The 23,603-nt window shown below is 39.6% G+C and carries 26 protein-coding genes; 20 read left to right on the plus strand and 6 right to left on the minus strand.

Annotation, left to right across the window (positions count from 1 at the left end; all coding sequences use genetic code 11):
• The first annotated feature begins 51 nt into the window (after positions 1–51).
• The 3 genes from edd to gap are packed head-to-tail and all read left to right on the plus strand — an operon-like array spanning position 52 to position 3,580.
• Complete coding sequence (gene edd, locus PAARA_RS10185) at positions 52–1,902, plus strand: phosphogluconate dehydratase (protein WP_062568933.1); 1,851 nt, start codon at positions 52–54, stop codon at positions 1,900–1,902.
• Positions 1,903–1,936: 34 nt separating this feature from the next.
• Positions 1,937–2,557, plus strand: a complete 621-nt coding sequence (locus PAARA_RS10190) for a bifunctional 4-hydroxy-2-oxoglutarate aldolase/2-dehydro-3-deoxy-phosphogluconate aldolase (protein ID WP_054551439.1) — start codon at positions 1,937–1,939, stop codon at positions 2,555–2,557.
• 18 nt (positions 2,558–2,575) lie between these two features.
• A complete protein-coding gene (gene gap, locus PAARA_RS10195) occupies positions 2,576–3,580 on the plus strand; it encodes a type I glyceraldehyde-3-phosphate dehydrogenase (protein WP_062568934.1) in 1,005 nt (334 codons plus the stop codon).
• 286 nt (positions 3,581–3,866) lie between these two features.
• Here the strand turns inward: gap and PAARA_RS10200 are convergent, their stop codons facing one another.
• Both PAARA_RS10200 and PAARA_RS10205 read right to left on the minus strand, forming a co-directional pair.
• Positions 3,867–4,379: a hypothetical protein gene (locus tag PAARA_RS10200; protein ID WP_062568935.1), complete on the minus strand. Its 513-nt coding sequence runs from the start codon at positions 4,377–4,379 to the stop codon at positions 3,867–3,869.
• Between the two features lie 177 nt (positions 4,380–4,556).
• Positions 4,557–5,108 carry a hypothetical protein gene (locus PAARA_RS10205; protein ID WP_062568936.1) on the minus strand — a complete coding sequence of 184 codons (552 nt, stop codon included), beginning with the start codon at positions 5,106–5,108 and terminating at the stop codon, positions 4,557–4,559.
• A 184-nt stretch (positions 5,109–5,292) separates the two neighbouring features.
• On the opposite strand from PAARA_RS10205, the gene PAARA_RS10210 reads away from it, so the two are divergent.
• The 7 genes from PAARA_RS10210 to PAARA_RS10235 all read left to right on the plus strand — a co-directional run bounded on the left by PAARA_RS10210 (position 5,293) and on the right by PAARA_RS10235 (position 9,311).
• Entirely contained in the window at positions 5,293–5,637 is a 345-nt protein-coding gene (locus PAARA_RS10210; protein WP_062568937.1) for a hypothetical protein, read from the plus strand.
• Positions 5,638–5,894: 257 nt separating this feature from the next.
• Positions 5,895–6,359, plus strand: a complete 465-nt coding sequence (locus tag PAARA_RS10215) for a hypothetical protein (RefSeq protein WP_062568938.1) — start codon at positions 5,895–5,897, stop codon at positions 6,357–6,359.
• 128 nt (positions 6,360–6,487) lie between these two features.
• Positions 6,488–6,709 (plus strand): hypothetical protein, encoded by a 222-nt coding sequence (locus PAARA_RS10220; protein WP_062568939.1) that lies wholly within the window; start codon positions 6,488–6,490, stop codon positions 6,707–6,709.
• 172 nt (positions 6,710–6,881) lie between these two features.
• Positions 6,882–7,256 carry a hypothetical protein gene (locus PAARA_RS10225; RefSeq protein WP_062569397.1) on the plus strand — a complete coding sequence of 125 codons (375 nt, stop codon included), beginning with the start codon at positions 6,882–6,884 and terminating at the stop codon, positions 7,254–7,256.
• A gap of 114 nt (positions 7,257–7,370) precedes the next feature.
• Complete coding sequence (locus PAARA_RS20535) at positions 7,371–7,562, plus strand: hypothetical protein (RefSeq protein WP_157066189.1); 192 nt, start codon at positions 7,371–7,373, stop codon at positions 7,560–7,562.
• Between the two features lie 121 nt (positions 7,563–7,683).
• Entirely contained in the window at positions 7,684–8,028 is a 345-nt protein-coding gene (locus PAARA_RS10230; RefSeq protein WP_062568940.1) for an energy transducer TonB, read from the plus strand.
• 161 nt (positions 8,029–8,189) lie between these two features.
• The gene (locus PAARA_RS10235) at positions 8,190–9,311 is read left to right on the plus strand and encodes a sterol desaturase family protein (protein WP_062568941.1); all 1,122 of its coding nucleotides are present in this window, start codon (positions 8,190–8,192) and stop codon (positions 9,309–9,311) included.
• A 49-nt stretch (positions 9,312–9,360) separates the two neighbouring features.
• Here PAARA_RS10235 and PAARA_RS10240 read toward each other — a convergent pair whose 3' ends face one another.
• Positions 9,361–10,074 carry a YebC/PmpR family DNA-binding transcriptional regulator gene (locus PAARA_RS10240; protein ID WP_054561631.1) on the minus strand — a complete coding sequence of 238 codons (714 nt, stop codon included), beginning with the start codon at positions 10,072–10,074 and terminating at the stop codon, positions 9,361–9,363.
• Positions 10,075–10,148: 74 nt separating this feature from the next.
• Positions 10,149–11,891 (minus strand): ABCB family ABC transporter ATP-binding protein/permease, encoded by a 1,743-nt coding sequence (locus PAARA_RS10245; protein WP_062569398.1) that lies wholly within the window; start codon positions 11,889–11,891, stop codon positions 10,149–10,151.
• Positions 11,892–12,100: 209 nt separating this feature from the next.
• On the opposite strand from PAARA_RS10245, the gene PAARA_RS10250 reads away from it, so the two are divergent.
• From PAARA_RS10250 to secF, 4 genes are all read left to right on the plus strand, one after another.
• Entirely contained in the window at positions 12,101–13,147 is a 1,047-nt protein-coding gene (locus PAARA_RS10250) for an NAD(P)-dependent alcohol dehydrogenase (RefSeq protein ID WP_062568942.1), read from the plus strand.
• Positions 13,148–13,362: 215 nt separating this feature from the next.
• Entirely contained in the window at positions 13,363–13,740 is a 378-nt protein-coding gene (locus PAARA_RS10255; protein WP_062568943.1) for a hypothetical protein, read from the plus strand.
• Positions 13,741–13,813: 73 nt separating this feature from the next.
• The gene (gene secD, locus PAARA_RS10260; protein WP_062568944.1) at positions 13,814–15,625 is read left to right on the plus strand and encodes a protein translocase subunit SecD; all 1,812 of its coding nucleotides are present in this window, start codon (positions 13,814–13,816) and stop codon (positions 15,623–15,625) included.
• Positions 15,622–16,542 (plus strand): protein translocase subunit SecF, encoded by a 921-nt coding sequence (gene secF / locus PAARA_RS10265; RefSeq protein WP_062568945.1) that lies wholly within the window; start codon positions 15,622–15,624, stop codon positions 16,540–16,542. Before secD ends, secF begins: the two co-directional genes overlap by 4 nt.
• A 40-nt stretch (positions 16,543–16,582) precedes the next feature.
• On the opposite strand, the gene PAARA_RS10270 is transcribed toward secF, so the two are convergent.
• The gene (locus tag PAARA_RS10270; RefSeq protein WP_062568946.1) at positions 16,583–17,005 is read right to left on the minus strand and encodes an MAPEG family protein; all 423 of its coding nucleotides are present in this window, start codon (positions 17,003–17,005) and stop codon (positions 16,583–16,585) included.
• A 98-nt stretch (positions 17,006–17,103) separates the two neighbouring features.
• Between PAARA_RS10270 and PAARA_RS10275 the strand changes: the two genes are divergently transcribed.
• The 6 genes from PAARA_RS10275 (at position 17,104) to PAARA_RS20900 (ending at position 22,310) form a co-directional block, all read left to right on the plus strand.
• Complete coding sequence (locus PAARA_RS10275) at positions 17,104–18,099, plus strand: GlxA family transcriptional regulator (protein ID WP_062568947.1); 996 nt, start codon at positions 17,104–17,106, stop codon at positions 18,097–18,099.
• 30 nt (positions 18,100–18,129) lie between these two features.
• Positions 18,130–18,606, plus strand: a complete 477-nt coding sequence (locus PAARA_RS10280) for a transcription elongation factor GreAB (RefSeq protein ID WP_062568948.1) — start codon at positions 18,130–18,132, stop codon at positions 18,604–18,606.
• A 199-nt stretch (positions 18,607–18,805) separates the two neighbouring features.
• Positions 18,806–20,200, plus strand: a complete 1,395-nt coding sequence (locus PAARA_RS10285) for a RimK family protein (RefSeq protein WP_062568949.1) — start codon at positions 18,806–18,808, stop codon at positions 20,198–20,200.
• Positions 20,200–21,303, plus strand: coding sequence for a GNAT family N-acetyltransferase/peptidase C39 family protein (locus PAARA_RS10290; RefSeq protein ID WP_062568950.1), 1,104 nt, complete (start codon positions 20,200–20,202; stop codon positions 21,301–21,303). The genes PAARA_RS10285 and PAARA_RS10290 overlap by 1 nt, the downstream gene beginning before the upstream one ends.
• A 30-nt stretch (positions 21,304–21,333) precedes the next feature.
• Positions 21,334–21,828 carry an MgtC/SapB family protein gene (locus PAARA_RS10295; RefSeq protein WP_062568951.1) on the plus strand — a complete coding sequence of 165 codons (495 nt, stop codon included), beginning with the start codon at positions 21,334–21,336 and terminating at the stop codon, positions 21,826–21,828.
• Positions 21,829–22,184: 356 nt separating this feature from the next.
• The gene (locus PAARA_RS20900; RefSeq protein ID WP_267135624.1) at positions 22,185–22,310 is read left to right on the plus strand and encodes a hypothetical protein; all 126 of its coding nucleotides are present in this window, start codon (positions 22,185–22,187) and stop codon (positions 22,308–22,310) included.
• 1 nt (position 22,311) lies between these two features.
• Here PAARA_RS20900 and PAARA_RS10300 read toward each other — a convergent pair whose 3' ends face one another.
• Positions 22,312–23,511: a GAF domain-containing sensor histidine kinase gene (locus PAARA_RS10300; protein WP_062568952.1), complete on the minus strand. Its 1,200-nt coding sequence runs from the start codon at positions 23,509–23,511 to the stop codon at positions 22,312–22,314.
• Positions 23,512–23,603 lie beyond the last annotated feature (92 nt).

Here is a 23,603-nt window from a genome sequence, read left to right on the forward strand (position 1 = left end):
TAATTGTCACTGAGCCTTTATCCTCTAACTATAGAGATGAGTCGAATTTATATGTTGCATCCTCGTATCCAAGAAGTCACCGAACGCGTTATTGAACGTAGTAAAGAGACCCGCCAAGCTTATTTAGATCGTATCGCGCACGCAAAAAAACAAACAAGAGTACGTGCCGGCTTAGGTTGCGGTAATATTGCACACGTTATGGCTGCTTGTAGCAGCGATGACAAAGCTCGTTTAAAAGCAGATGAGCAACCAAATTTAGCGATTATTAATGCTTACAACGATATGCTTTCTGCGCATGTGCCTTACAAAGAATATCCTGATTTAATAAAAACTATTGCTACCAAGTACGATGCAACAGCACAAGTTGCCGGTGGCGTGCCTGCAATGTGTGACGGTGTTACTCAAGGCCGTGACGGTATGGAGCTTTCATTGTTCTCACGTGATGTGATTGCAATGTCTACAGCGGTTTCTTTATCGCATGACGTGTTCGACGGTGTTTTCTGTTTAGGCGTATGCGACAAGATTGTCCCTGGACTGTTAATTGGTGCCTTATCATTTGGTCATTTACCAACGTATTTCTTACCTGCAGGTCCAATGCAATCGGGTATTCCAAATAAAGAAAAAGCCCGTGTTCGTCAAAAATTTGCACAAGGCTTAGTAAGTCGTGAAGAGCTGTTAGAAGCAGAAAGCGCGTCTTACCACAGTGCTGGTACTTGTACTTTCTACGGCACGGCAAACTCGAATCAAATGTTAATGGAAATCATGGGTCTACATTTACCAGGTAGCTCTTTCATTAACCCATACACAGAACTACGTGATGGTTTAACAGGTCATGCTGTCGAAACCATGTTAAAGCAGTTAATCGATACACAAGACGCTAATTGCCTTGCTGATGTAGTGAGTGAGAAAACAATTATTAATGGTTTAGTTGGCTTGTTATCAACAGGCGGCTCAACGAACCACGCAATCCACTTAGTAGCAATTGCGAAAGCAGCGGGTGTAATCCTTACATGGAAAGACATGGCTGACTTATCAGAAGTTGTGCCACTTCTTACGCGTATCTACCCGAATGGCTCAGCAGATGTGAACCACTTCCAAGCTGCCGGCGGTATGGGCTTCTTAATGAAGCAACTGCTTAGCAAAGGTTATTTACATAACGATGTGAAAACCATTGTGGGTGATGGCCTAGAAGCATACACCACAGAGCCAATGTTAGATAAAGACTCATCAGTGATCATGACAAACAGCACAGGCCCAAGCAAAGTTAAATGGGTGGCGTGCCCTGAAAAGTCTCACGACGAAGATGTATTACGCCCAATTGATAACCCGTTTAGCAAGCAGGGTGGTTTACAGCTTCTAACAGGTAACCTTGGCAAAGCCGTTATTAAGGTTTCTGCGGTGGCTGAGTCACATCAAATTGTATCTGCACCGGCTAAAGTATTTAGCTCACAAGGTGAGTTACAAGAAGCGTATAGCCGCGGTGAATTAAACACAGACTTTATTGCTGTAATTAAAGAGCAAGGTCCAAAAGCGAAAGGTATGCCTGAGCTTCACAAATTAACGCCAGTAATGGCAACACTGCAAGACCAAGGCTACAAAGTGGCGATTGTTACAGACGGTCGTATGTCGGGCGCATCAGGTAAAGTGCCTGCTGCTATCCACTTAGCACCAGAAGCGGTTGAAGGTGGTGTAATCGCAAAAATTCACGAAGGTGATTTAGTGACCCTTGATGCACCAGCGGGTGTATTAAAAGTACATGTAAGCGATGAAGAATTAGCAAAACGTGAATTACAACTTAGCCAGCCAAGCCAAACATACGGTACAGGCCGAGAGTTATTTGCAGGTTTCAGAAATATAGTAAGTAGTGCAGACCTTGGCGCGAGCGCCTTTGGTTTAGAATAATAATACGCCGTTACTGGGCTATGAGGAACATACAATGAGCATTGAGAAAATTTTATCATCGGCACCTGTGGTACCGGTTGTTGTTATCGAAAAACTTGAAGATGCAGCACCCCTTGCACGTGCGCTTTATAACGGTGGCTTAAAAGCATTAGAAATTACTTTACGTACGCCGATTGCGGCAGAAGCTGTAAAGCTAATGAAAGAAGCCGTACCAGAAGCATACGTTGGCACAGGTACCGTTGTTGATAAAGCGACATTTAATGCATCTGTTGAAGCCGGCGCTGACTTCATGGTTAGCCCAGGTGTAAACGACGAATTATTAGCACTGGCTAAAGACACTGATATTCCATTTTTACCAGGTGCAGCTACACCAAGTGAAGTAATGAAATTAGCAAGCCATGGTTTTAAGTTCTTAAAGTTCTTCCCTGCAGAAGCGGCAGGTGGCACGGCAATGCTTAAATCAATTGGTGGTCCTTTACCACAAGTAACTTTTTGCCCAACAGGTGGCATTAGCCTTGAAACAGCGCCTAACTACCTCGCACTTAAAAACGTTATCTGCGTAGGTGGTACTTGGATGTTAGATAAACAACTTATTGAAAACAAAGACTGGCAAGCCATTGAAGCGCTTGCTCGCCAAGCAAGTGAAGTAAAATAATTAACGGGAGATATTAGAATGATTAATGTTGCAATTAATGGCTATGGACGTATCGGTCGTAACGTATTACGTGCTCTTTACGAGTCAGCTCAAAACAACGAAATCAAAATCGTTGCAATCAACGATTTAGCACCAGCAAATGTTAACGCGCATTTAACTCAATTTGACTCAGTACACGGTCAATTTTCTCAAAAAGTAACACTTGCTGAAAACACCATGCTAATTGGTAATGATGAAATTACCCTTACGCAAGAGCGTGATCCTGCAAACCTGCCTTGGAAAGCATTAAACGTAGATATCGTTTTAGAATGTACAGGTTTATTCACTTCACGTGACGCAGCGGCTAAACACATTGAAGCAGGTGCTAAAAAAGTAATCGTTTCTGCGCCTGGTACTGACATGGATGCAACCGTTGTTCATGGTGTTAACAGCGACGTATTAAACGCTGACAGCAACATCATTTCGAACGCATCGTGTACAACAAACTGTTTAGCGCCGATTGCAAAAGCAATCAACGACACAGTAGGTATTGAGCAAGGTAGCATGACGACAATTCATGCTTACACAAACGATCAAAACTTATCTGACGTTTATCACCCAGACTTATACCGTGCACGTAGCGCAACTCAGTCAATGATCCCAACCAAAACAGGTGCTGCTAAAGCCGTTGGTCTAGTGCTTCCTGAACTTGCAGGTAAACTTGACGGCATGGCAGTACGTGTACCAACAATCAATGTTTCTTTAGTAGACTTAACGTTCGTTGCTAAGCGTGAAACAACGGCAGCAGAAATCAACGAAGTCGTTAAAGCAGCATCTGAAGGTGCAATGCAAGGTATTCTTGAATACAACGAACTGCCGCTTGTTTCTATCGACTTTAACCACAACCCAGCGTCTTCAATCTTCGATTCTACACAAACTAAAGTAGATGGTAAGCTTGTTAAAGTAATGGCTTGGTACGATAACGAGTGGGGTTTCTCAAACCGCATGTTAGACCAAGTTAAAGCGCTAGGTCAGTTCTTATAAGATTAGGTTCTTATGATAGATCAGTAAAAGTTTAAGCTTTATCCAACAAAGCCACGTTCATCGTGGCTTTTTTGGTCTTAGTGCTTAGTTACTTCCTTACTATGGATTGATATAAATATTAAGCTATTTATTTTTTCTGTAAATTTTAAAAATAATGTTAAATGCTAAGAGGGGAAAGACAGTAACAACGGCATAAAACATAGATTGCCTAGTATCCGAAGGTGATGAGAGCCAGTGATATGTTATGGCTGAAAAAATTATAAAATAGATTGTTAAGTTAAGCGCTTTACTCATTGTTTTGACATTTATTTACAGTTTTTGTTGAAAGGTCATTTATGAATGCTACTGCTTCTTGAACACTATTTTGTTCAATTCTTGGCACTATAATCGTTTTCATAAAAAATTCATTATTATCATTTTTTACTTCTATAAAAAATAAATCAAAGTCATGGCTATTAGGAAATTTAGCTTGAATAATTCTATTATGGCTAAATGGATTTGTTATGTCTTGAATGATTTTAGTATTATAAAAAAGGTGTTCTTCTAAGTTCTCTTTTTGGTATGCATTTAAAAAAGTATTATAAATCTTCTCCACTGGTGTTGTTGAAGATATTTCCCTTTTTTTGAGGTTATCTTTAGTTAACTTCCATACATTAAGGCTTGCCTCAATTGAGTTAGAAGATATTTGTTCAGAGTAAATAGGAAGCCTTTCGGAAGCTGTGTTACATTTCACCTTAGATTGCCCGTGAACGGTAAAGTTAATGCAACAAAGGGAAAGAAAAATCATCGTTCTAATCATTTTTTACATTCTTTTCTATTTTAAAAGATAAGTAGTTTAAGTAGATAATACAAATTACTACAGTTGAAAAAAAGACGATACCTTTTTGCATTTCCGTAGAAGAGTAATACCAGCCTAATAAGGCTAAAAGCTCAATTAAGAATACCCCAGCTATCATCCTAACAATATAATTCATTATTAATTTGGTGTATTTATAGTGTTAATTGAAGAGCGTCTCTTAATTTCTGAGTTTACTTCGTTAAGTTCTGACTTGTTAAAAAAAACGGTCCCCCATACAACAATAGTAACCAAACCACCTTTAGTTAGTTTTCTCTCTTTCCATAACTTTTTAATAAAGTCTTTCCCGCTCATAAGAGATGCACCTACACCTGTAAAAGACGCGATATTATCAATTTGAGAGTGGAAGGATTGTTCCGCAAGTAATTCTTCCCTTGTTAGTGACCACACCCCCCAATCTTTGTTAATTAGTGTAGGCTCTACTGCAACTGATATTAGCTTCCCAGTTAGAGCTCTATTAGGTAAGCTTCTGATTAGAGTCATAACTTCGACTCTTTGATACCGATCTAAGTGGCGATAAAGTATTGCTCCACAAATAGCTTCGACTTCATTGTTACCTCCATCTTTAACTAATGCATATGGTATTTCAATTATTGTTGCCAGCGCCCTAAGTTGTTCAGCTGAGTTACTTGGCAGGGTGTAAGGAAGGTTATTTATTGAGAAAGTTGACATTTTTATTCCTTTAAAAATTGTTTATAAAGTCGTTGATAAGATTACGTAGTTCCTTTTTTAAAGTCAATCGTATCTACCATGAAGGTATAACTTCTTTAGATTTATAGTTTTCTTAGCCTTTTGGTTTTTACTAAAAAGTTTTTATTTACAGTATCTTGCCTCTTAAATTTTTTAGGGACAGATAATGAATAAATTTTTAATACTCGTATGCTTATTTTTAGTGGCCTGCTCATCAACAGAACAAAGTAACTTACCAAACTTTACTATTCCCAAAGACGTGATATCACAAGCAAAAGACGAATTTAGACGGTCAGATAATAAAATCTTATTCATGATGATGGTTAATCAAGCGGGTGATGTTGTGAAAGTCAGCGTGTTGGATAACAAATTACAAAACAAGCAATTCTTAAATATGTTTAAAAAGAATATGTACCAGCTTAAGTATCCAAAGGCACAAAAAGGCGACCCAGAATTTAGAGAATTTATTTTACCATTCGGTGTACAAACTGAAGTGGAATTTTATGGCTAATTTCAATGGCAAAGGAAATACAATGAAGAATATCTTGTGAGTAGCTTTACTCATTACAGCGGCGATACTTTTTACTTATGTGTTCTCGGTTCTAGGTAGTCTAAACAATTGTGATTCCTTAAAGTTATGTGTAATTTAATTTTTAAGAGTCGTATTGTGATAGTTTTGTGTCTGGCTTCGTACTAAGCTAACGTATAAAAAAGCTGAGGCTAATACCATCTGAGAGCTATTTTGTCTAAACATACAAGGAGAGTTTCGTGAAAAAATCTATATTGGTGTTAATTTGTTTTCTTCTGTCATTTTCTGGTAGTGCAAAAGATAAATTCACCTCAGAGCAATTAATTGAGAAAGCTAAAACATTTGTAGAAGCAAAAAATGCGCGTCAACAGCCCAACACGACAATTAAAGAAATAGACTACTTTATCTCGTTGCTAGCCGATGATTTTATTGATGAACACGTCAAATTCAAATTTGTTTATACAGATAAATCAAAACTCCGAGAGGATATGGTTAGTAAGTTAAATGATGAAGTTATCTTTAGTTCAATAGAAATAAATGAGGTAATGGTTGGCGCTAATGTCGTTTTTGTAAAAATGACTGAATTAGGTAAAGTTAAGCCTGCTCATTTAGACAAAACTATCGAGTACAATAAAACCAATATTGTTTCACTTGAGTTTGATCAATTAGGCTTAATTAAACACATTCGCCGACATCACGGCTAATGTTTACCTATCAAGATGATAAAGGATAAGGGCGTCTAAATGTTGGACAGATGTTCGTTACTAATCGATTTTAGCTAACATTAATACTTCTCTTTTTATGGCGTTGGTATGTTATTGAGAAAGTGTATATGTTAAAAATAAGAATTACAGGCTTCGAAAACCTTAAAAAAATTTCTATGGACAGAGCCTTTAACTTAAACACCTCACTTGATTTAAAAGCCTCAAAGTTAATTACTGATGAGCTTTTAAAAAATGGAGTTGTTGAGTTCGACTTATGTAATGCTAACAACGTAATTGGCTTGCTTAGTGACCTTAAATTGGCAAATGCAACAATTGAGTTCGTTGAGTAATGCCATATGACATATGGTTTGGGATGAGACGAAAAAAGCTTTTTATAAGTAAACCCCAAGCACAGCACCAACTCTGACAAACCGAGCAGGTAGCGGCTCAGTCCAATAAGCGATAATGCAACACAAGCTATGTCGCATAAATATTAAAATGTTTTGTCTACAGGGAGTTCCGTTGAACATTAGGCATATCTTTTTGTTCAGTTTAATCGTTATTTGTTCAGCGTGTACAACGTCTGGTCAGCTTTATTATGTTGATACAGAGGGTAATGAAAGGCTTGGTTGTGACGTAGAATTTATTGGTATGCCAAGTGTCGATATATTTGCCGTTGAATATGCTTTAAGCCTTTGTGCTAAAAGCATTGTCAAAAAAGGTGGCAGGATTAAGGAAAGTCACCTTTTAAAAATTGATACTACGATTCCTGCTGCGCCTTGTGGTGAGGCTTGGACTCATGAGCTAGCAAAGCAACATTTCCAATCCAAATATATATCTAAAAAAGAGTATGGTTATATTGTTTTCGAGCTCGCTGAAATAAACAAGTGCACATAACAAACAACTCAAGCAGATTAGCAATGGTTAACGTTTGAGTAACTTGGAATTTATCCCATTGCCCTTATATCTATAGTAATAATTACAACTGCGATTAATGCATGGAGGTATATTGTGGGCATAGAAATAATGTCAATGTTTCAGCCTTCGCTAAAAAACCTAGCGAAGGCTGAAGAAAGAAGATTGGATCTACATGAGAACGGTGATGACTCAAATAAAAGAGCTGAGTTAGATAAAATAAGCAAAGAAGGCCTTTCACCAAACAGCTTTAAAAAAGAAAAAAGGTCAGGTGAAGATTCACCATAAAAAGTTTTTTAAAAGTCATTCTGCTATGGCACTTTTAAGTTGAAATCAAGTTTGCTCTGGGGGATAGTATTAAATCAAAGTTATTGATTAGCGCAGTCGTCAGCTATACAAAAGGATTTTAATGAAATATTCAATTTTAACGTCACTATCATTCGTTTTATTTATGGGGTGTTCATCAACACCACAGCCAGAAAGGCCTCATGCAGTTCTGCAAAAAACAGCAAATCCAACTTATCCAATTCATGCTGTACGTAATAGAATTGAAGGCTATGTTCAAATGAGTTTCGATATTAGTGAACATGGTGAACCAGTTAATATTCACGTTTTAAAATCTGTGCCTGAGCACATCTTTGATAAAGCAGCGATTAAGGCCCTATCTAACTGGAAATATGCGCCTAAAGTTGAAAACGGTGTTGCAGTAATGCAAAAAAATCTTCAAGTGCAGTTAGATTTTAAATTAGGTTAATTGATTAAGTATTGTCTTACTCAAAAGCCAACTTTTTAGGCTTTATGATATTAATATCAATGAGTTGTATGCACATAATTACGCTTGCTTAGCTGATATTTTTTTCCTAAAAGCTTCTGTGCTATTATGCTGCGATAAATTTTAAAATGGATTTTTGTGTTATGTCTCGTCTTTCGCAACGAGTGTTTCGCGCCGAACAATTTCAGATCGGTGAAGGTAATATTAGTGGCTATATTGCGTGCTTTTTGGCTATTTTATCCTGTTTGGGGGTATTAGCCTTTCATTTTCCAGAGTACTTAACGACGCCAGAGCTAAGACAAAACTACAGTGTTGAGTTTTTACGCCAGCTAATGTTTGTAGCACTTATTATTTCGGGCAGTTTAGGGCTTTTGAATTTTGTTCGTAATACAAATAAACGGCTCGGTGCAACAGCTTGGGTGTTTATAGTTGTGGCAATTGCATTTGGCGGGCCGAATGTTGAAGTTGGCGACTTTAGAGATAACACGCCGTATTTAGGGCTTGATTGGTTTATTCTTGATTTACTTGGCTCTACACTCATTTTTATCTTAATAGAAAAGCTTTTACCGCATCGTAAGGAGCAAAAGATCCTCCGCGCTGAGTGGCAAGGTGATTTGAACCATTTTTTTGTAAATCATTTAATTATCGGTTTTGTACTGCTTGCCACTAACCAGTTTGTGCATCATGCATTTGGTTGGGCGGTATCAGATACAGTGCAAGGCTTTATTGTACAAATGCCGTTTCTTTTACAACTGTTTTTGATTATTTTAGTAGCCGATTTAATGCAGTATTTTGTGCATCGGGCTTATCATGAAGTGCCACTGCTTTGGCGTTTTCATGCTGTACATCATAGTGCAAAAGAAATGGATTGGTTAGCAGGCTCTCGACAGCATATTTTAGAAATTTTAGTCACCCGAAGTTTAGTGCTCACGCCGATTTTTGTGTTAGGTTTTCCATCCGAAGTGATTAGCCTTTATGTGATTATTGTTGGCTTTCAGGCTGTGTTTAACCATGCTAATGTAAGAGTGAAATTTGGCTGGTTAAAGTATGTGATTGTTACGCCACAATTTCATCATTGGCACCATTCTTCAGATAAAGCAGCCATCGACAGAAACTATGCCGCGCACTTTTCGTTTTTAGATTATTTGTTAGGTAGCGCTGTAAAAGGCCAAGCTGAATGGCCCGATAAGTACGGGGTGGTTGGTGACTACATGCCTGAAGGCATGCTTAAGCAGCAGCTATTTCCTTTTAAAAAACAAAAGTAATCGCTAGGTTATTTAACGGCTAAACTATTAGCCGTTAAAAAATATGACATTAAAATTGTGCGTTGTGGTAAACGTTTTGTACGTCGTCACAATCTTCTAGCATGGCTAAAAAGCGTTCCATGACTTCAACGTCTTCACCTTCAATTGGTGCTTCTACTTGCGGCACAAAAGCAATTAGATCTTCGTGGAAATCAGTAATGCCCATTTCTTCAAGTGCTGTACGGGTGTTGTTGTATTCAGTGTGTGGCGCGAATACAGTGACTTTACCGTCTTCAACTTCTACATCGGTTACATCAACATCAGCCATCATTAGGGCTTCTAAAACAGCTTCGTCATCATCACCATCAAATACAAAAATAGCGAGGTGATCAAATAAGTGTGATACTGAGTTTTGCGCGCCAATTTTTGCATTTGCTTTAGTAAAACAAACTCTTACGTCAGCGAAGGTACGTTTGTTGTTGTCGGTTAAGCAGTCAACAATGATCATACAGTTGCCCGGGCCGTAACCTTCGTAGCGAGTTGCTACGTAATCTTCGCCGCCACCCCCTTTGGCTTTATCGATTGCACGCTCGATTACATGCGTAGGTACTTGGTCTTTCTTAGCACGCTCAATTAAGCGACGAAGCGCTAAGTTGCCATCGGGATCAACACCACCATTCTTAGCGCAGATATAAATTTCTTTTCCGTACTTTGAATAAACTTTGGTTTTTGCACCCGCAGTTTTTGCCATTGAGTCTTTTTTGTTTTGATAAGCTCTGCCCATCTGCGTGTTGCCTTTTTGTTATAGATAAAAATAAAGCGGTTATTCTAATCATTTAACCTACTAGTTAACAGTGTTTATTCATCGCTTTGCTGTAACTGCCACATTCGTGCGTATTCACCATTCGCTGCAAGTAGTTGCTGATGCTGACCTTGTTCAACAACCTGTCCTTGTTTCATCACAATAATTTTGTCTGCGTCAGTAATTGTTGATAAACGATGGGCAATGACTATGCTGGTGTGCTTTTGTGCGACTTCACGCATCGCACTTAAAATAGCTTGCTCTGAATGCGAATCTAGTGCCGACGTTGCCTCATCAAATAATAAAATCGGTGAACCTTTTAAAATGGCTCTGGCAATTGCAATGCGCTGTTTTTCACCACCCGATACTTTTAAACCACGCTCACCAACAAGGGTTTTATCGCCTTTATCTAGGCTTGCAATAAATCCATCTAAGTGGGCAAGGCTTATGGCTTTATCAATTTCATCTTCGCTTGCTGTTGGGTTTCCGTAGGCTATGTTTTCGCGAATGCTGGTATTAAATAGCACGGTATCTTGCGGTACGATGGCAATTGCTTGGCGCAAACTTTCAAGTGTCACAGTGTTGATTGCTTGCTCATCGATATAAATTGTACCCGTATCGACATCATAAAATCGGTAGAGCAGGCGGCTAAGGGTGCTTTTACCTGCACCACTGGCACCCACAATCGCCACTTTGCTGCCTGAAGTAACCTCAAAGCTTAAGTTATTTATAATTGGCCTTTGTTTGTCGTAACTAAACGACACATTTTCAAATCGAATGGCTGCTTTTGTTGTATTTAATGGTTTTGCATCTTTGTCATCACTAATGGCGGCTTTTCGATTTAACAGCCCCAGCATATTTTCTAGATCAGTCAGTGCACGGCGTATCTCACGATAAACAAAGCCTAAAAAGTTAAGCGGCAAAAATAGCTGGATCATGTAAGCATTGATCATCACAAGCTCACCTATGGTCAGCTCTTTATTGACCACGGAACTGGCACCTAGCCACATTAGTGCTGTAATAGCCGCGGCGATAATAAGTGCTTGCCCAGAATTAAGCGCCAGTAATGATAAACGATTTTTTAGCCTCGCTTGTTCCCACTTAGCTAAAAAGCCGTCGTAAGTGCTCGCTTCATAGTGTTCATTATTAAAGTATTTAACGGTTTCGTAATTTAGTAAGCTGTCGATAGCACGGGTGTTAGAGTTGTTATCGGCAGCATTTGCTTCACGAATAAATCGGTTACGCCACTGAGTTATAATTACAGTAAAAGCAATGTAAATAGCGACCGCGATAACGGTGACGAGTGCAAACCAAGGTGAAAACAAGGTCGCAAAAATAATAGCTACTGTGATTATTTCAAATAGAGTAGGCACGATGTTAAACATCAAAAAGCGCATTAAAAAACTAAGACCACTTGTACCACGCTCTATATCGCGACTAATTCCACCTGTTTGCCTATCAAGGTGAAAGGCAAGTTCTAAACTATGTAAGTGTTTAAATACTTTTAAGCCAATATGGCGCATCGCATGCTCTGTGACACGGCCAAATAATGCATCGCGAACTTCACCAAAAAACACACTGGCAAAGCGCAGTAAACCATACGCGATGAGCAAGGCAATAGGAACGCTTAATAGCGGGTTGATACTCGCATCAACCGCGTCAATTATTTCCTTTAATGCCCAAGGCATCAGCAATGTGGCGCCTTTTGCTGCAATAAGCGCCAGTACGGCTAAAATAACGCGGCCTTTAAAGGTCATTAAATAGGGCCAGAGTGTTTTGATGCTTTGTGATAGGTTCATTGCATCAGGCGACTTCGTCACCTGTTCTTTGCGGCTCATTCCACGCATGGGGGTCTCTTAAAATCAATTTGATAAAAATAGGCAAAAGCTTTCGTGTTTTAGGCAAGTGTAGTTTGCAGATTTACCTCTATACTGAATGCATTATACACCAATGCATTAGCAAATTAGTTAATGTATAAGTTAAACACGAAGAAAATTAAGGAGTAAGCATGAAAACTGTCGGTTATGCAGCACATGATTCTGAAAAACCATTAGAGCCGTATCATTTTGAACGCCGTGCACTTCGTGATGAAGATGTATCCATTGAAATTCTTTATTGCGGTGTGTGCCATTCAGACTTACACACAGCAGAAAACGATTGGGGCTGGACTCAATACCCAGTGGTGCCTGGCCATGAAATTGTTGGCCGCGTTCTTGAAGTCGGCAGCGGCGTTACTAAATACAAAGTGGGCGATAATGTTGCAGTAGGGTGTATGGTTGATAGCTGTTTAAGCTGTGACCAATGTCATCTCGGTGAAGAACAGTTTTGTCGCGAAGGCATGGTAGGGACCTATTCAGGCCAAGACCGTATCAGTGGTGAACTCACTCAAGGTGGTTATTCAAAACACATTGTGGTGCGTGAAGAGTTTGTATTAAGCGTACCAGAAGGTTTAGACCTTGCTAAATGTGCGCCAATTCTATGTGCGGGTATCACAACATATTCGCCATTACGGACATGGAATGTGGGGCCTGGTAGCCGTGTTGGTGTGATTGGTTTAGGTGGTTTAGGTCATATGGCGATTAAAATCGCAGCTGCAATGGGCGCACATGTTACGGCAATTAGCCGTAGTGATAAGAAAAAGCAGCAGGTTTTATCTTATGGCGCAAAAGATTTATTGGTATCGAGCGATGAAGCAGCCATGCAAGCGCATGCTAATCAATTTGATGTGATCATTAACACTATTCCGGTAAAACACGACTTTACGCCGTATATTCCGCTTTTAGATATTGATGGAACTCAAGTATTAGTTGGTCAAGTAGGTGAGCTTGCTGAGTCTAACTCAGTGCCGTTATTAATGGGGCGTCGCCGTGTTGCTGGCTCATTGATTGGCGGTATTGCGCAAACCCAAGAGATTCTCGATTTCTGTGCGTTACATAATATTTTGCCTGAAGTTGAAATGATCAAAATGGAAGAGATTAATGACGCTTTCGATAAATTAAAGCAAGGTGATATGGCCTCACGCTTTGTTATCGACATGTCATCATTAGAAGTTTAACTCGTCTAACAAAGTTAAATTAATCAGCGGGTCTAATTAGGCTCGCTTTATTTTAGTTACTTTTATTTTGTCACTATTTGTTTAAGTAATGCCTTGTGTTTTATTTTTTTACCCTCATTATAGTCATGTTATCCGCTTAATTTATTGGTCAGTTTTTGTTACGGTTTTTCTCAGTCATTATCTTGCTATTTACTGTGTTCTTTAGTGCACAGAGCATGGCTATGCCTGACACTCAGTCACACTTTGCTGCGACTAAATTGTTCCAAGTTGAGTTGACTAAACTCCCAGTTATTTCCCAAACTCATGCAGTCGAACATCCTAAGCCGGTAAAACCATCGGGGTTTGATACCCTCGTGCCGCGTTTAACTGCCAGTAATTCATCATTGTTTCTTTATCATAGTCAGGTTGATCCTGATTACGAGCTATTAATTGAATTCTTTGCTGAAGATTGGGGGAAAGAGCACTTTTTAGCGCCGCCAGGTGCTGTGCGTGAGATCCCATGGTTTGCGTTAGCCACTCAACGTAAATCCCGCATTAGTGGCTGGAAAGACGCTAATCTCTTGTACAAAGCGAATACGACCTACCATAGCTAAACGACTTCCTTCGTTACTTTTTTATATTTGGAATTAATTTTTACCGGCCGACAATGCCGGAAGGAAGTCATGTATGTCACATAAATCAAAGCCGGCGCTATGGCGTCGTCTAAAAATGAGTTATGTCGCTATGATAGCGGCGTGTATTTTATTAGCGGTTAGCGCACTACCTAACCTTTACCCTAATAAGTCTTGGTTGCACATTAGCTTGCCAGATCAAACTGTGACGCTGCAAAGTGTGACATCTTCACTCAATCAACATGGTTTTGAAGTGACTGAAGCCAAAGATAGCCAAGATCAACTGGCTATTTTATTAACTGAGTCGACTCAAAGTGCTAATGCACTGAGCTTTATCAAAACACAATACCCACAGCTGGAAGCTAAAATTGTTGAGCATGCAACAAGCCCGCAGTGGCTTCAGCAGCTTGGCCTTTCACCGATTAAGTTGGGGCTCGACTTAAATGGTGGGGTGCTATTTGTGCTTGATGTTGACCTAGATAAAGCAATGCAAGAGCACTTAAACAGTGTGTATCAACAAACTAAATTGACGCTTCGTAAAGATAAAATTCGTGGTATTCGGGCAAGTGTTGTAAAAGAAGGGGTTGAGCTACAAATATTACCAAGCGGTGAAGAGCAACTTGCAGGACTCATTTCAACGTTACAAGGTCAATTCAAAGGCCTGCTGCAAACTAAATCAACGACTAATAACTTAACCACGGTATTACTGCATTTTAATGAGCAAAGCCAAAGCGAATTCAATAAACAAGTCATGGCGCAAAGCTTAACAACCCTGCGCGGTCGTATTGAAGAGCTTGGTATTACAGAAGCGGTAACGCAAAGACAAGGTAAACAGCGCATTCGCATCGAGTTACCTGGTGTGCAAGACCCATCAGAAGCTAAACGCATTATTGGTGCAACTGCGACCCTTGATTTTTATCAAGTTGTCGAAGTAGGTGGTAAAGCGTTTAATGTGCAAGGCGGTGGCGTTGTTAATTTAAACCCTGTTGCGATTTTTTCAGGTGATCACATTAATAACGCCAGTGTTGGTAAAGATGAATGGGGCAAGCCTTTAGTTCAGCTTAGTTTAGATTCGCAAGGTGGTGATGCGATGTCTGCTTTTTCGAAGCACAACATAGGTAAGCCAATGGCCACGGTGTATTCTGAATACTCACGGGATGCAAATGGCGAAGTTGTGAAAAAAAGCGAAGTGATCAATGTTGCAAACATTGCACAGCACTTAAGCTCACGTTTTAGCATTACTAATATGAAAAGCCCACAAGCAGCCTACGATTTAGCGCTTTTACTGCGCGCAGGGTCGCTCACAGCGCCAGTGACAATCGTTCAAGAACAAACCATAGGCCCAAGCTTAGGCAGTGAAAATATTGAACATGGCTTAGCTGCGTTAATGCTGGGTATCGGTATTACCCTTGCCTTTATGGCGCTTTGGTATCGTCGCTTAGGACTGATTGCCAATATTGCTTTACTGCTTAATTTAACGGCTTTAGTTGGTTTAATGTCGCTATTACCGGGTGTTGTGCTGACCTTACCGGGTATTGCAGGGTTAGTACTGACAATAGGTATGGCCGTTGATACAAATGTGATTATCTTTGAGCGAATAAAAGAAGAGAAGCGTAAAGGACGGCCTACTTATCAAGCAATTGAACAAGGTTATAACCAAGCATTTACGACCATTTTTGATGCTAATGTGACTACGATGATCACGGCAATTATTTTATACGCCATTGGTTATGGGCCGGTGAAAGGCTTTGCAATCACGTTAGCGCTTGGGCTATTAACCAGTGTCTTTACTGGCGTTTATATTTCAAAAGCGCTTAGCCAAACACTCTACATTAAACTAACCAATCTAACGGGGGCTAAAGCATGAGTTGGTCAACATTAACTGCGGCGAGTAAAGCGCGCGTTTTAGGGTTATTGCTAAGTTGTGTGTTAGTCATTGCAAGCTTAGCTGTTTTATCTGTCAAAGGGCTAAACTTTGGCCTTGATTTTACAGGTGGCTACATCACTGAAATTAACACAACGTCAGTCACGGCAATCTCTGATTTAAAAGCAAAGTTAAGCCCTGAGGTTGCAAGCAAATTAACCATCAGTAAAGCGGGCGAATATCACTTTGTTTTAAGAGAAGCGCCAGAGGTGAGCAAAGCCAGTACTTGGCAAGCAGAGCTGAATGAGCAAGGCGTAGAATATACAGTACTTTCGAGCTCATTTTTAGGCTCACAAGTGGGTGATGAGCTTTTTGAACAAGGTTGTTTAGCTTTATTTGCGGCGCTGATTGCCATTATGGTTTATTTAGCTGTGCGCTTTGAATGGCGACTCGCAGTAGGTTCAGTGGTTGCACTATTACATGATTTAATTTTAGTGCTTGGCTTGTTTTCTTTATTAGGGCTTGAATTTAATTTAACCGTGCTGGCAAGTTTATTGGCGATTATTGGTTATTCATTAAATGACTCAATTATTGTTGGCGACAGAGTCAGAGAGCTTTTACGTATTCAGCCAGATAATCAACGCATTAACACCCATGTTGTGATTAACGATGCAATTGGTTCTACCCTAACGCGTACATTGATCACCTCGGGCACAACACTTGCCACCATTGCCTGTATTTGGCTACTTGCAGGGGCTGCATTAACGGGCTTTGCCATCGCGTTATTTGCTGGCATTGTGGTGGGAACCTTCTCATCGATTTGTATCGCCGCCACCTTGCCGCAGTTATTGGGGTTAAGTTCAGAAAATTACACCCAAACACTGGATGATAAAACCAAAGCCTATATGGATATGCCGTAAATGAATGGTGCAGGGTTAATAAGCTTAACCCTGCACCAGCCTAAAATTGAGCTAGTTCATTAAAAAACAATCCCCAAATCATCAAGTGAGTTATAGAGCCTAGGCCAAACGCAATAGTACGCCGTAATATACTTTTGTTGATTACATGCTCATAGCTATGCCAATAACGAGCAGCAACAAACATCCAACTCAATATCAATGAAGCGTAACTTTCTAAACCAAACATTAAAACCAATGCATTGAGAAGCATAAACAAAACAGGTTGTTGAAATTGGTTATCGTAGCTATAGCCAAGTAAAGTTACATAATGTGAAGCATTGCTAAAATCCTTATTCACAAGCTGTGCAATAGTGATTTGACGGGTTCTAACAAGCTTAAAACGGCAATAAAATGTACTGAATAACAAAATAAAGATCAGCACAATAAGTACAGCACTTGGTAGGCTATAAATGAATGGTGTCATGGTAATCCTTCGTTATATTGTTTGCATAACAAGCAGTTTATTTTATTTAAGGAGCTTGTTAGAGTGTCTTAAAAGACAAATAAGAGTAAAAACAAGACATGATTCATGTGATGGTCTTCGTTCCAGAGAATCCGTTAGCAAGTAGTGTTACAGGCTTTTTAGACACTTTAGCTATAGCAAACCAATTTTTGACTTATCAAGGCGTGGATGAAGCATTGCATTTTGACTGGCAGCTTGTGTCATTGGAAGGCGGCCCACAAGTAAGTAGTCAAGGAGTGAGTTTTGAGACTCAAAAACTCAATCAAATAATGGAGTCTCTCGATTGCTTATATTTTGCGGCACAGCATTATCAAAATGATAAAAAACTGTTGGTAACACTTAATAAAAATAAGCAAAATGATGTACTTAATGAACTATGCAACCACGCCAAATATGTGGGGGCGCAGTGTACAGGCGTCAGTTTGCTAGCGAGTACGGGGCAACTTGATGGCCATATTGCGACCACAAGTTGGTGGCTTAACCGATTTATGAAAACTCACTTTCTGGAAGTCAATGTCCAAGTAAATCGGCTGTTATGTCAGTCAAGTAAGTTCATCACTAGCGCTGCTACAAACTCAAGCCTGCTGGTGGCACTGACAATTATTGAAAACATATTTAGTTATGAATTTGCTGCGCGTATTGCTCGTTGTATGACTGTTGATTATCAACAGAACTCTCAAGGGCGCTTTATGCACTCTTCAGAAATGATTTCTCAGCCAGATAGAGTCGTCGATAAAGCCAAATTGTTAGTTACTCAGCAGAAAAATCCCGTTTTTACCGTAAAGTTATTGGCTGATGAGTGCGCTGTAACTGAAAGAACCCTTAATCGACGGTTCAAACATTCACTTGGCCTCTCACCGAAGCAATATATTAATTTAGTTCGTATAGAAAAGGCTTGTTGGTTATTAGTACATACAGATTTATCAATCATTGAAATAAGTAGTCAATTACAATTTGTAGATGAAAGCGCTCTTCGCAAAGCTTTTGTGAAGCAGCAGGGACAATCTATGAATCACTATCGCCAGTTCAGTTACAAACATAGCAAATCAGGGTAAAATGCATATTTTTCTTGCTGCTATTAAACTATGAATAAAACACATGTAATTGAACATTTACGCTTTGCGCTCGAGGCACAACTGCAAAATGCCAAAGAAGCGGCAAAAGCGGCCCATGATGCGGCAACTCACGAAGAGAGTGTTGCTGAAACCCAATACGATACGTTGGGTTTAGAAGCAGCGTACTTAGCTCAAGGGCAAGCTGAGCGAGTTAACGAGTGCTACCGTGACATTCAAGCATTCAATACGGTGTTTAAAGAAAGCGAATTTAATAAGGTTCGTGAAGGTGCATTAGTGTGTCTTATCGATGAGCAAAATAATTCAAAGTGGTTTTTTATGGGCCCAAGTGCAGGTGGCTTAGTTGTGACCATAAAAGAGCAACCTATTTTTGTTGTAACCCGAGAAGCACCGTTAGGTAAACAACTGATTGGCAAGCAAATTGATGATGAATTAACACTGACTATTGCAGGAAATACACAGTGTTACAGCATTACAGAAATAGTTTGATGTAGAAAATTTATTAATCAATAAATTTCATCTTAAGGTAAAAAATATCTCGTTGGTAACAAAGCAAAAAAACCTCTATAAATCACTTCAAGCATAATGCTTATAAGCACCCATCTAGTTAAGTGAAGTTTAGCCTCATGTGTTCACTTAATTGGTTGGGTGTTTTTCATTTTATCTATGGCTTAATTTAGGAAAAGTCGTGTTTAAAACCTTGATTGTGGTTGATAACAATGAGCAACGTATTGCTCAAAATTTCGAAAATGTCATTACCTTTGACACTTACTTACGTGATTACCCAAAACATAATGAGCCAAAAACACGCATTTTAAACTTGTGTGATACAGGGCAGTATTTAAGTAAAGGTTATTATTGCTCTTTACTTGCTGAAGCAAGAAAGCATCAGGTATTACCGAGTGTAAAAACAATTAATGCGCTGCGTAGCGATGAGCACAGCACGCGTCATAAAGAGCTTGCTGGTGGCACAGTATTTTTTGGTCACACAGATCAAGAGCAGCAAAGCAAAGCAACCAAAGCGCTATTCTCGCAATACCCTGCGCCTATTTTAGTGTGCGATGAGCAAGGGGTTGTAAAGCAAGGTACGATTGCCTCATTAAACGACACCGCCTTTACAGAGTTTGTGGAACAACTCAGTAGCTTTACAGAATCCGTGTGGCGTATAAACGATAAAAAACGTCGTTATCGTTGGGATATGGCTATTTTGGTTGATCACCAAGAAAAAGTGCCGCCAAGTGATAAAGATGCTATTGCTAAATTTATTAAAGCAGCTGCTAAACATGGTATTTATGCCCAAGCACTGACATTTGATGAAATTACCAGCATCGCACAGTTTGATGCGTTATTTATTCGCCAAACAACGGCTATCGACCATCCAACCTATCGCTTAGCAAGTAAAGCACAAAGTTTAGGCTTAGTGGTAATTGATGATGCAGAATCAATACTGCGCTGTTGTAATAAAGTGTATTTGCACGATGCCTTTAATTATCAAAAAGTGCCGAGTTTAAAAACTCACGTTGTGGCTGATACAAGTGAAGAGACAATTGAAAGTTTAGAAGCAAACTTCAGCTACCCACTGGTATTAAAAATGCCAGAAGGGTCTTTTTCGAAAGGCGTATTTAAAGTCGCTAACCGAGATGAATTAGTTGCTAAGTTAACTGAGCTGTTTGAGTTCAGTGCGCTTGTGCTTGCACAAGAGTACATGTACACCGAATACGATTGGCGAGTAGGGGTGTTGAATGGCCGTGCAATTTACGCGTGTCGTTATTTAATGGCGCGTAATCACTGGCAAATTTACAACCATGATGCAAAACGTTTCTTCTCAGGTGGCTTTGAAACCTTGCCAACATTTGAACTACCAAAAGTGGTACTTGATGCCGCGTTAAAAGCCTGTAAGACGGTGGGTAAAGGTTTGTATGGTGTTGATGTTAAAGAACACCAAGGCAAGGCATACGTGTTAGAAGTGAATGACAACCCTAGTATTGACCATAAAGTCGAAGATGCCTATTTAGGTGATGAGCTTTATATGATCATTATGGATGAGTTCAAACAACGCCTTGAAGCGCGAGGCCGTGGTTAATGAATGCATCTGTTTGTCAAATCCGTTTTGCACAGGCCACGGATTTGGCGGCCCTTGTCGCCATTGAAGAGCAAAGCTTTAGCCAAGATAGGTTAAGTAGCCGTAGTTTAAAGCGTTGGATCAGCGCAGCGCACGGCTTACTGATGGTGGCTGAGGTAGATAATCAACTAGTGGGTTATGGTTTAGTGTGGTGTCACAAAGGTACACGCCTTGCTCGGCTATATTCACTGGCAGTTTTGCAATCTCTGCAAGGCAAAGGTATTGCTTCAAAGCTACTGCTTGCGCTTGAAAATGAAACGGCGAAACGCGGCCGTTTATACATGCGATTAGAAGTTGCGGTGAATAACCAATCGGCAATTCGCTTGTATGAGAAGCAAGGTTACCAGGTGTTTGGTCATTATAGTGACTATTATGACGACCATAGTGATGCACATCGAATGCAAAAAAATATTCGTCGTAATACCGAATTTAATGCCGATAAGCACACACCTTGGTACCAGCAAACAACCGAGTTTACCTGTGGCCCCGCGGCATTATTAATGGCGATGTCGTCATTAAACGACACACCTATGAGCCAACTAAAAGAGCTGGATATTTGGCGGGAAGCGACCACTATTTTTATGACATCAGGGCATGGTGGCTGCCATCCATTAGGTCTGGCACTAGCGGCAATGAAACGTGGTTTTAAAGCTGATGTTGTTTTAAATACTCGAGATTCGTTGTTTATCGATGGCGTAAGAAGCGAAAAGAAGAAAGCAATTTTGCATACAGTACACAATCAGTTCGTGGCTGAAGCAATAGCTGCAAAACTGCCGGTGCGGTATCAAGAGTTAACCTTGGCATCTATTGAAGATTGGCTTGCTGAGGGTAAAGCGGTGGTGTTATTGATCAGCACCTATCGATTTGATGGTAAAAAGTCACCGCATTGGGTGTGTGTAACCCATATTGATGAGCATTGTTTATATGTGCACGACCCGTTTTGTGAAAATGAAAAGCAATTGGCAATTGATTGTCAGCATGTACCGATAGCGAAAGCTGATTTTACTAAAATGGCCAGCTTTGGTTCATCAAGACTCAGCACTGCGATGGCCTTTTATTTATAATTTGAATTGTTAATTTGATTTGGAAATACAGTGACACTGAGTAGTTTATTTGATATTGCCCCTTATTCTTGGTCAGCAATTGGTAGTGCCGCATTTTGCGGCGCAATTATTGGTATGGAGCGTCAATTACGCGGTAAGCCGGTGGGTATTCGAACCTCCGCATTAATTGTATTAGGGACTTATTTGTTTTTAGCAACGGCTTTTATGTTACATGGTGATGTGATTGATCATTCCCGTGTGGTTGGGCAAATAATTACCGGCATTGGCTTTCTAGGTGCCGGTGTTATGTTAGCGAAAGATGGCGCAGTGGTTGGTGTTACGTCTGCGGCGACCATTTGGGTACTGGCATCTATTGGCGTTGTGATTGCCACTGATAACTTACTCGCCGCGATAAAGCTCTCAGTGTTAGTCGTTGTTATTTTATATGGTGTTGATGTGCTTGAAGCCAAGTTTAAAAGCTTAGGGCGTGGCGTGCACGCACAGGTAAAACGCTATTCAAAGTTGTATTATCGTAAAGAAAAATGATCAAAAGTTAGCCATAAAACAACACTAAATGGGAAATAAAATTAATGGCACCTTGTTACGCAATAAAGTTTACAAGGTTTATTGCTGGTTGATTACCAAATTCCTGAGTTTGATAGCCGGAATAGCTTCGATAAATTACAAGCACAGTTAGTTAATTGTGAACACCTTAGTTAGGTGCCTACAAATAATAAGCCTGTGGCCTATAAGCTTGGTTACAGATTAGAGAATAAAATTTCTATAGCTGGCTTGGTGCAGTGGTGCCAAAATTGCTAGGGAAGGGGATTGCACAGGCATTATTGAAAGCGCAAGAAGCGTGAGGTAAAGAACATGATTATGATGCTATTAATGTGAAATTAATGAACCGTTTTCCTGCAATGCTAAGTATGCTGATAAAAAACGGCTATATCATTGCGGGTTATGAACAGAAGGGTAACCCGCACATTAGTAAAACTTTATTTAGCAAAGAGATTGCATCTAATTAAGTTATTTTGGCAAGCTAATTACAAAATGTGCACCTACATCACTTTCTTGTACACAAATATCACCTTGCAATTGTTGGCTCACTATTTTTTTCGCGATGCTCAGACCAAGTCCCATACCCGATTGATTATTTTTGCCTTTATAAAACGGGGTAAAAATGGAGTGTTTTTCGCTGCTGTTAATGCCGATGCCGTTATCTATATAGTGAATTTTTAATACTTCATCAAAATCAAAAATATCAATCTCAATTGCTGGGTTATCGATTGTGCTAAATGCATGTTCAATGGAGTTTTGCAGCAATATAAACAGTATTTGTTTAAGTAAATCAGTCGCTACTTCACATTCGCTATGTGGATCCTGATATTTCACTGTAAGTTTAATATTCTGATGCTTTATTTTTTCTTCTAAATGCTCAGTGAGTGATTCAGCGAGTTCAGCTAAGGACATAATCGCTTTGTTTGATTGTGGATTAGGGTAAAGCAAGTCCTGCAAAATGCGGATTTTGTACGCACACGTTGATAAGTTTCGATTTAACAATTCACTGGTGTTTATTATTGTGCTTAATGTGTTTTGTAATGCGAGTTCACTTAATCTTTTATGCAGCAGTTTGGTTTGAGTCTCTTTTACAGCCAGCTCTGTTACGTCTACTGCAGTGATGCAATTACCAAGTGGGGTATTAACTTCATGAGCAATCCCTCTAATTAAGGTAGCAAGTTCTGCAAATTGCTGTTGTGCAAACGCTTGTTTTTGCTGATACAGCAACTTGAGCTGTGTTTCAAAACTTTGCTTTATTGTTTCAAGAAGCTTGATCACAGGCTCGTTATATTCGTGCGGTTTGCTATCGAGAATACAAATAGTGCCAAATGGAGTCGTATCTCCAGCACTAATTGGCAAGCCTAAATACGAAATCATATTAAGTTTTATGTCAGGATTTTCCTTCCAGTCATCATCAATCAGTGCATTTGGAATATTAAGCAGTGTTTGGGTCTTTATAACATGTTCGCAATAAAGGCCTGAATCTTCTAATTCTTCGCTGTCACCAATCTTATAGGGATTTTCTTGATAGTCATTTTTCGAAAATACGCTAATAATGTTGTTTTCGACTTTCATTACTAACGCAACAGGAACATTGGCAAACAGGGCTAAAACTTCAAGCGTTTTATTCCAACTCTGCACTAACTCATCATAATCAGGTTGATACATTTATTGGCTCAAAATAGTGAGATACAACTATTTAAAAGCTTAGTAATAATTTCTAAATCAGCAACTTAAAAAGGCAGTATTGGTGTTAGTTT

It is taken from the genome of Pseudoalteromonas arabiensis (assembly GCF_001550155.1).
GTDB classification, from domain to species: Bacteria; Pseudomonadota; Gammaproteobacteria; order Enterobacterales; family Alteromonadaceae; genus Pseudoalteromonas; species Pseudoalteromonas arabiensis.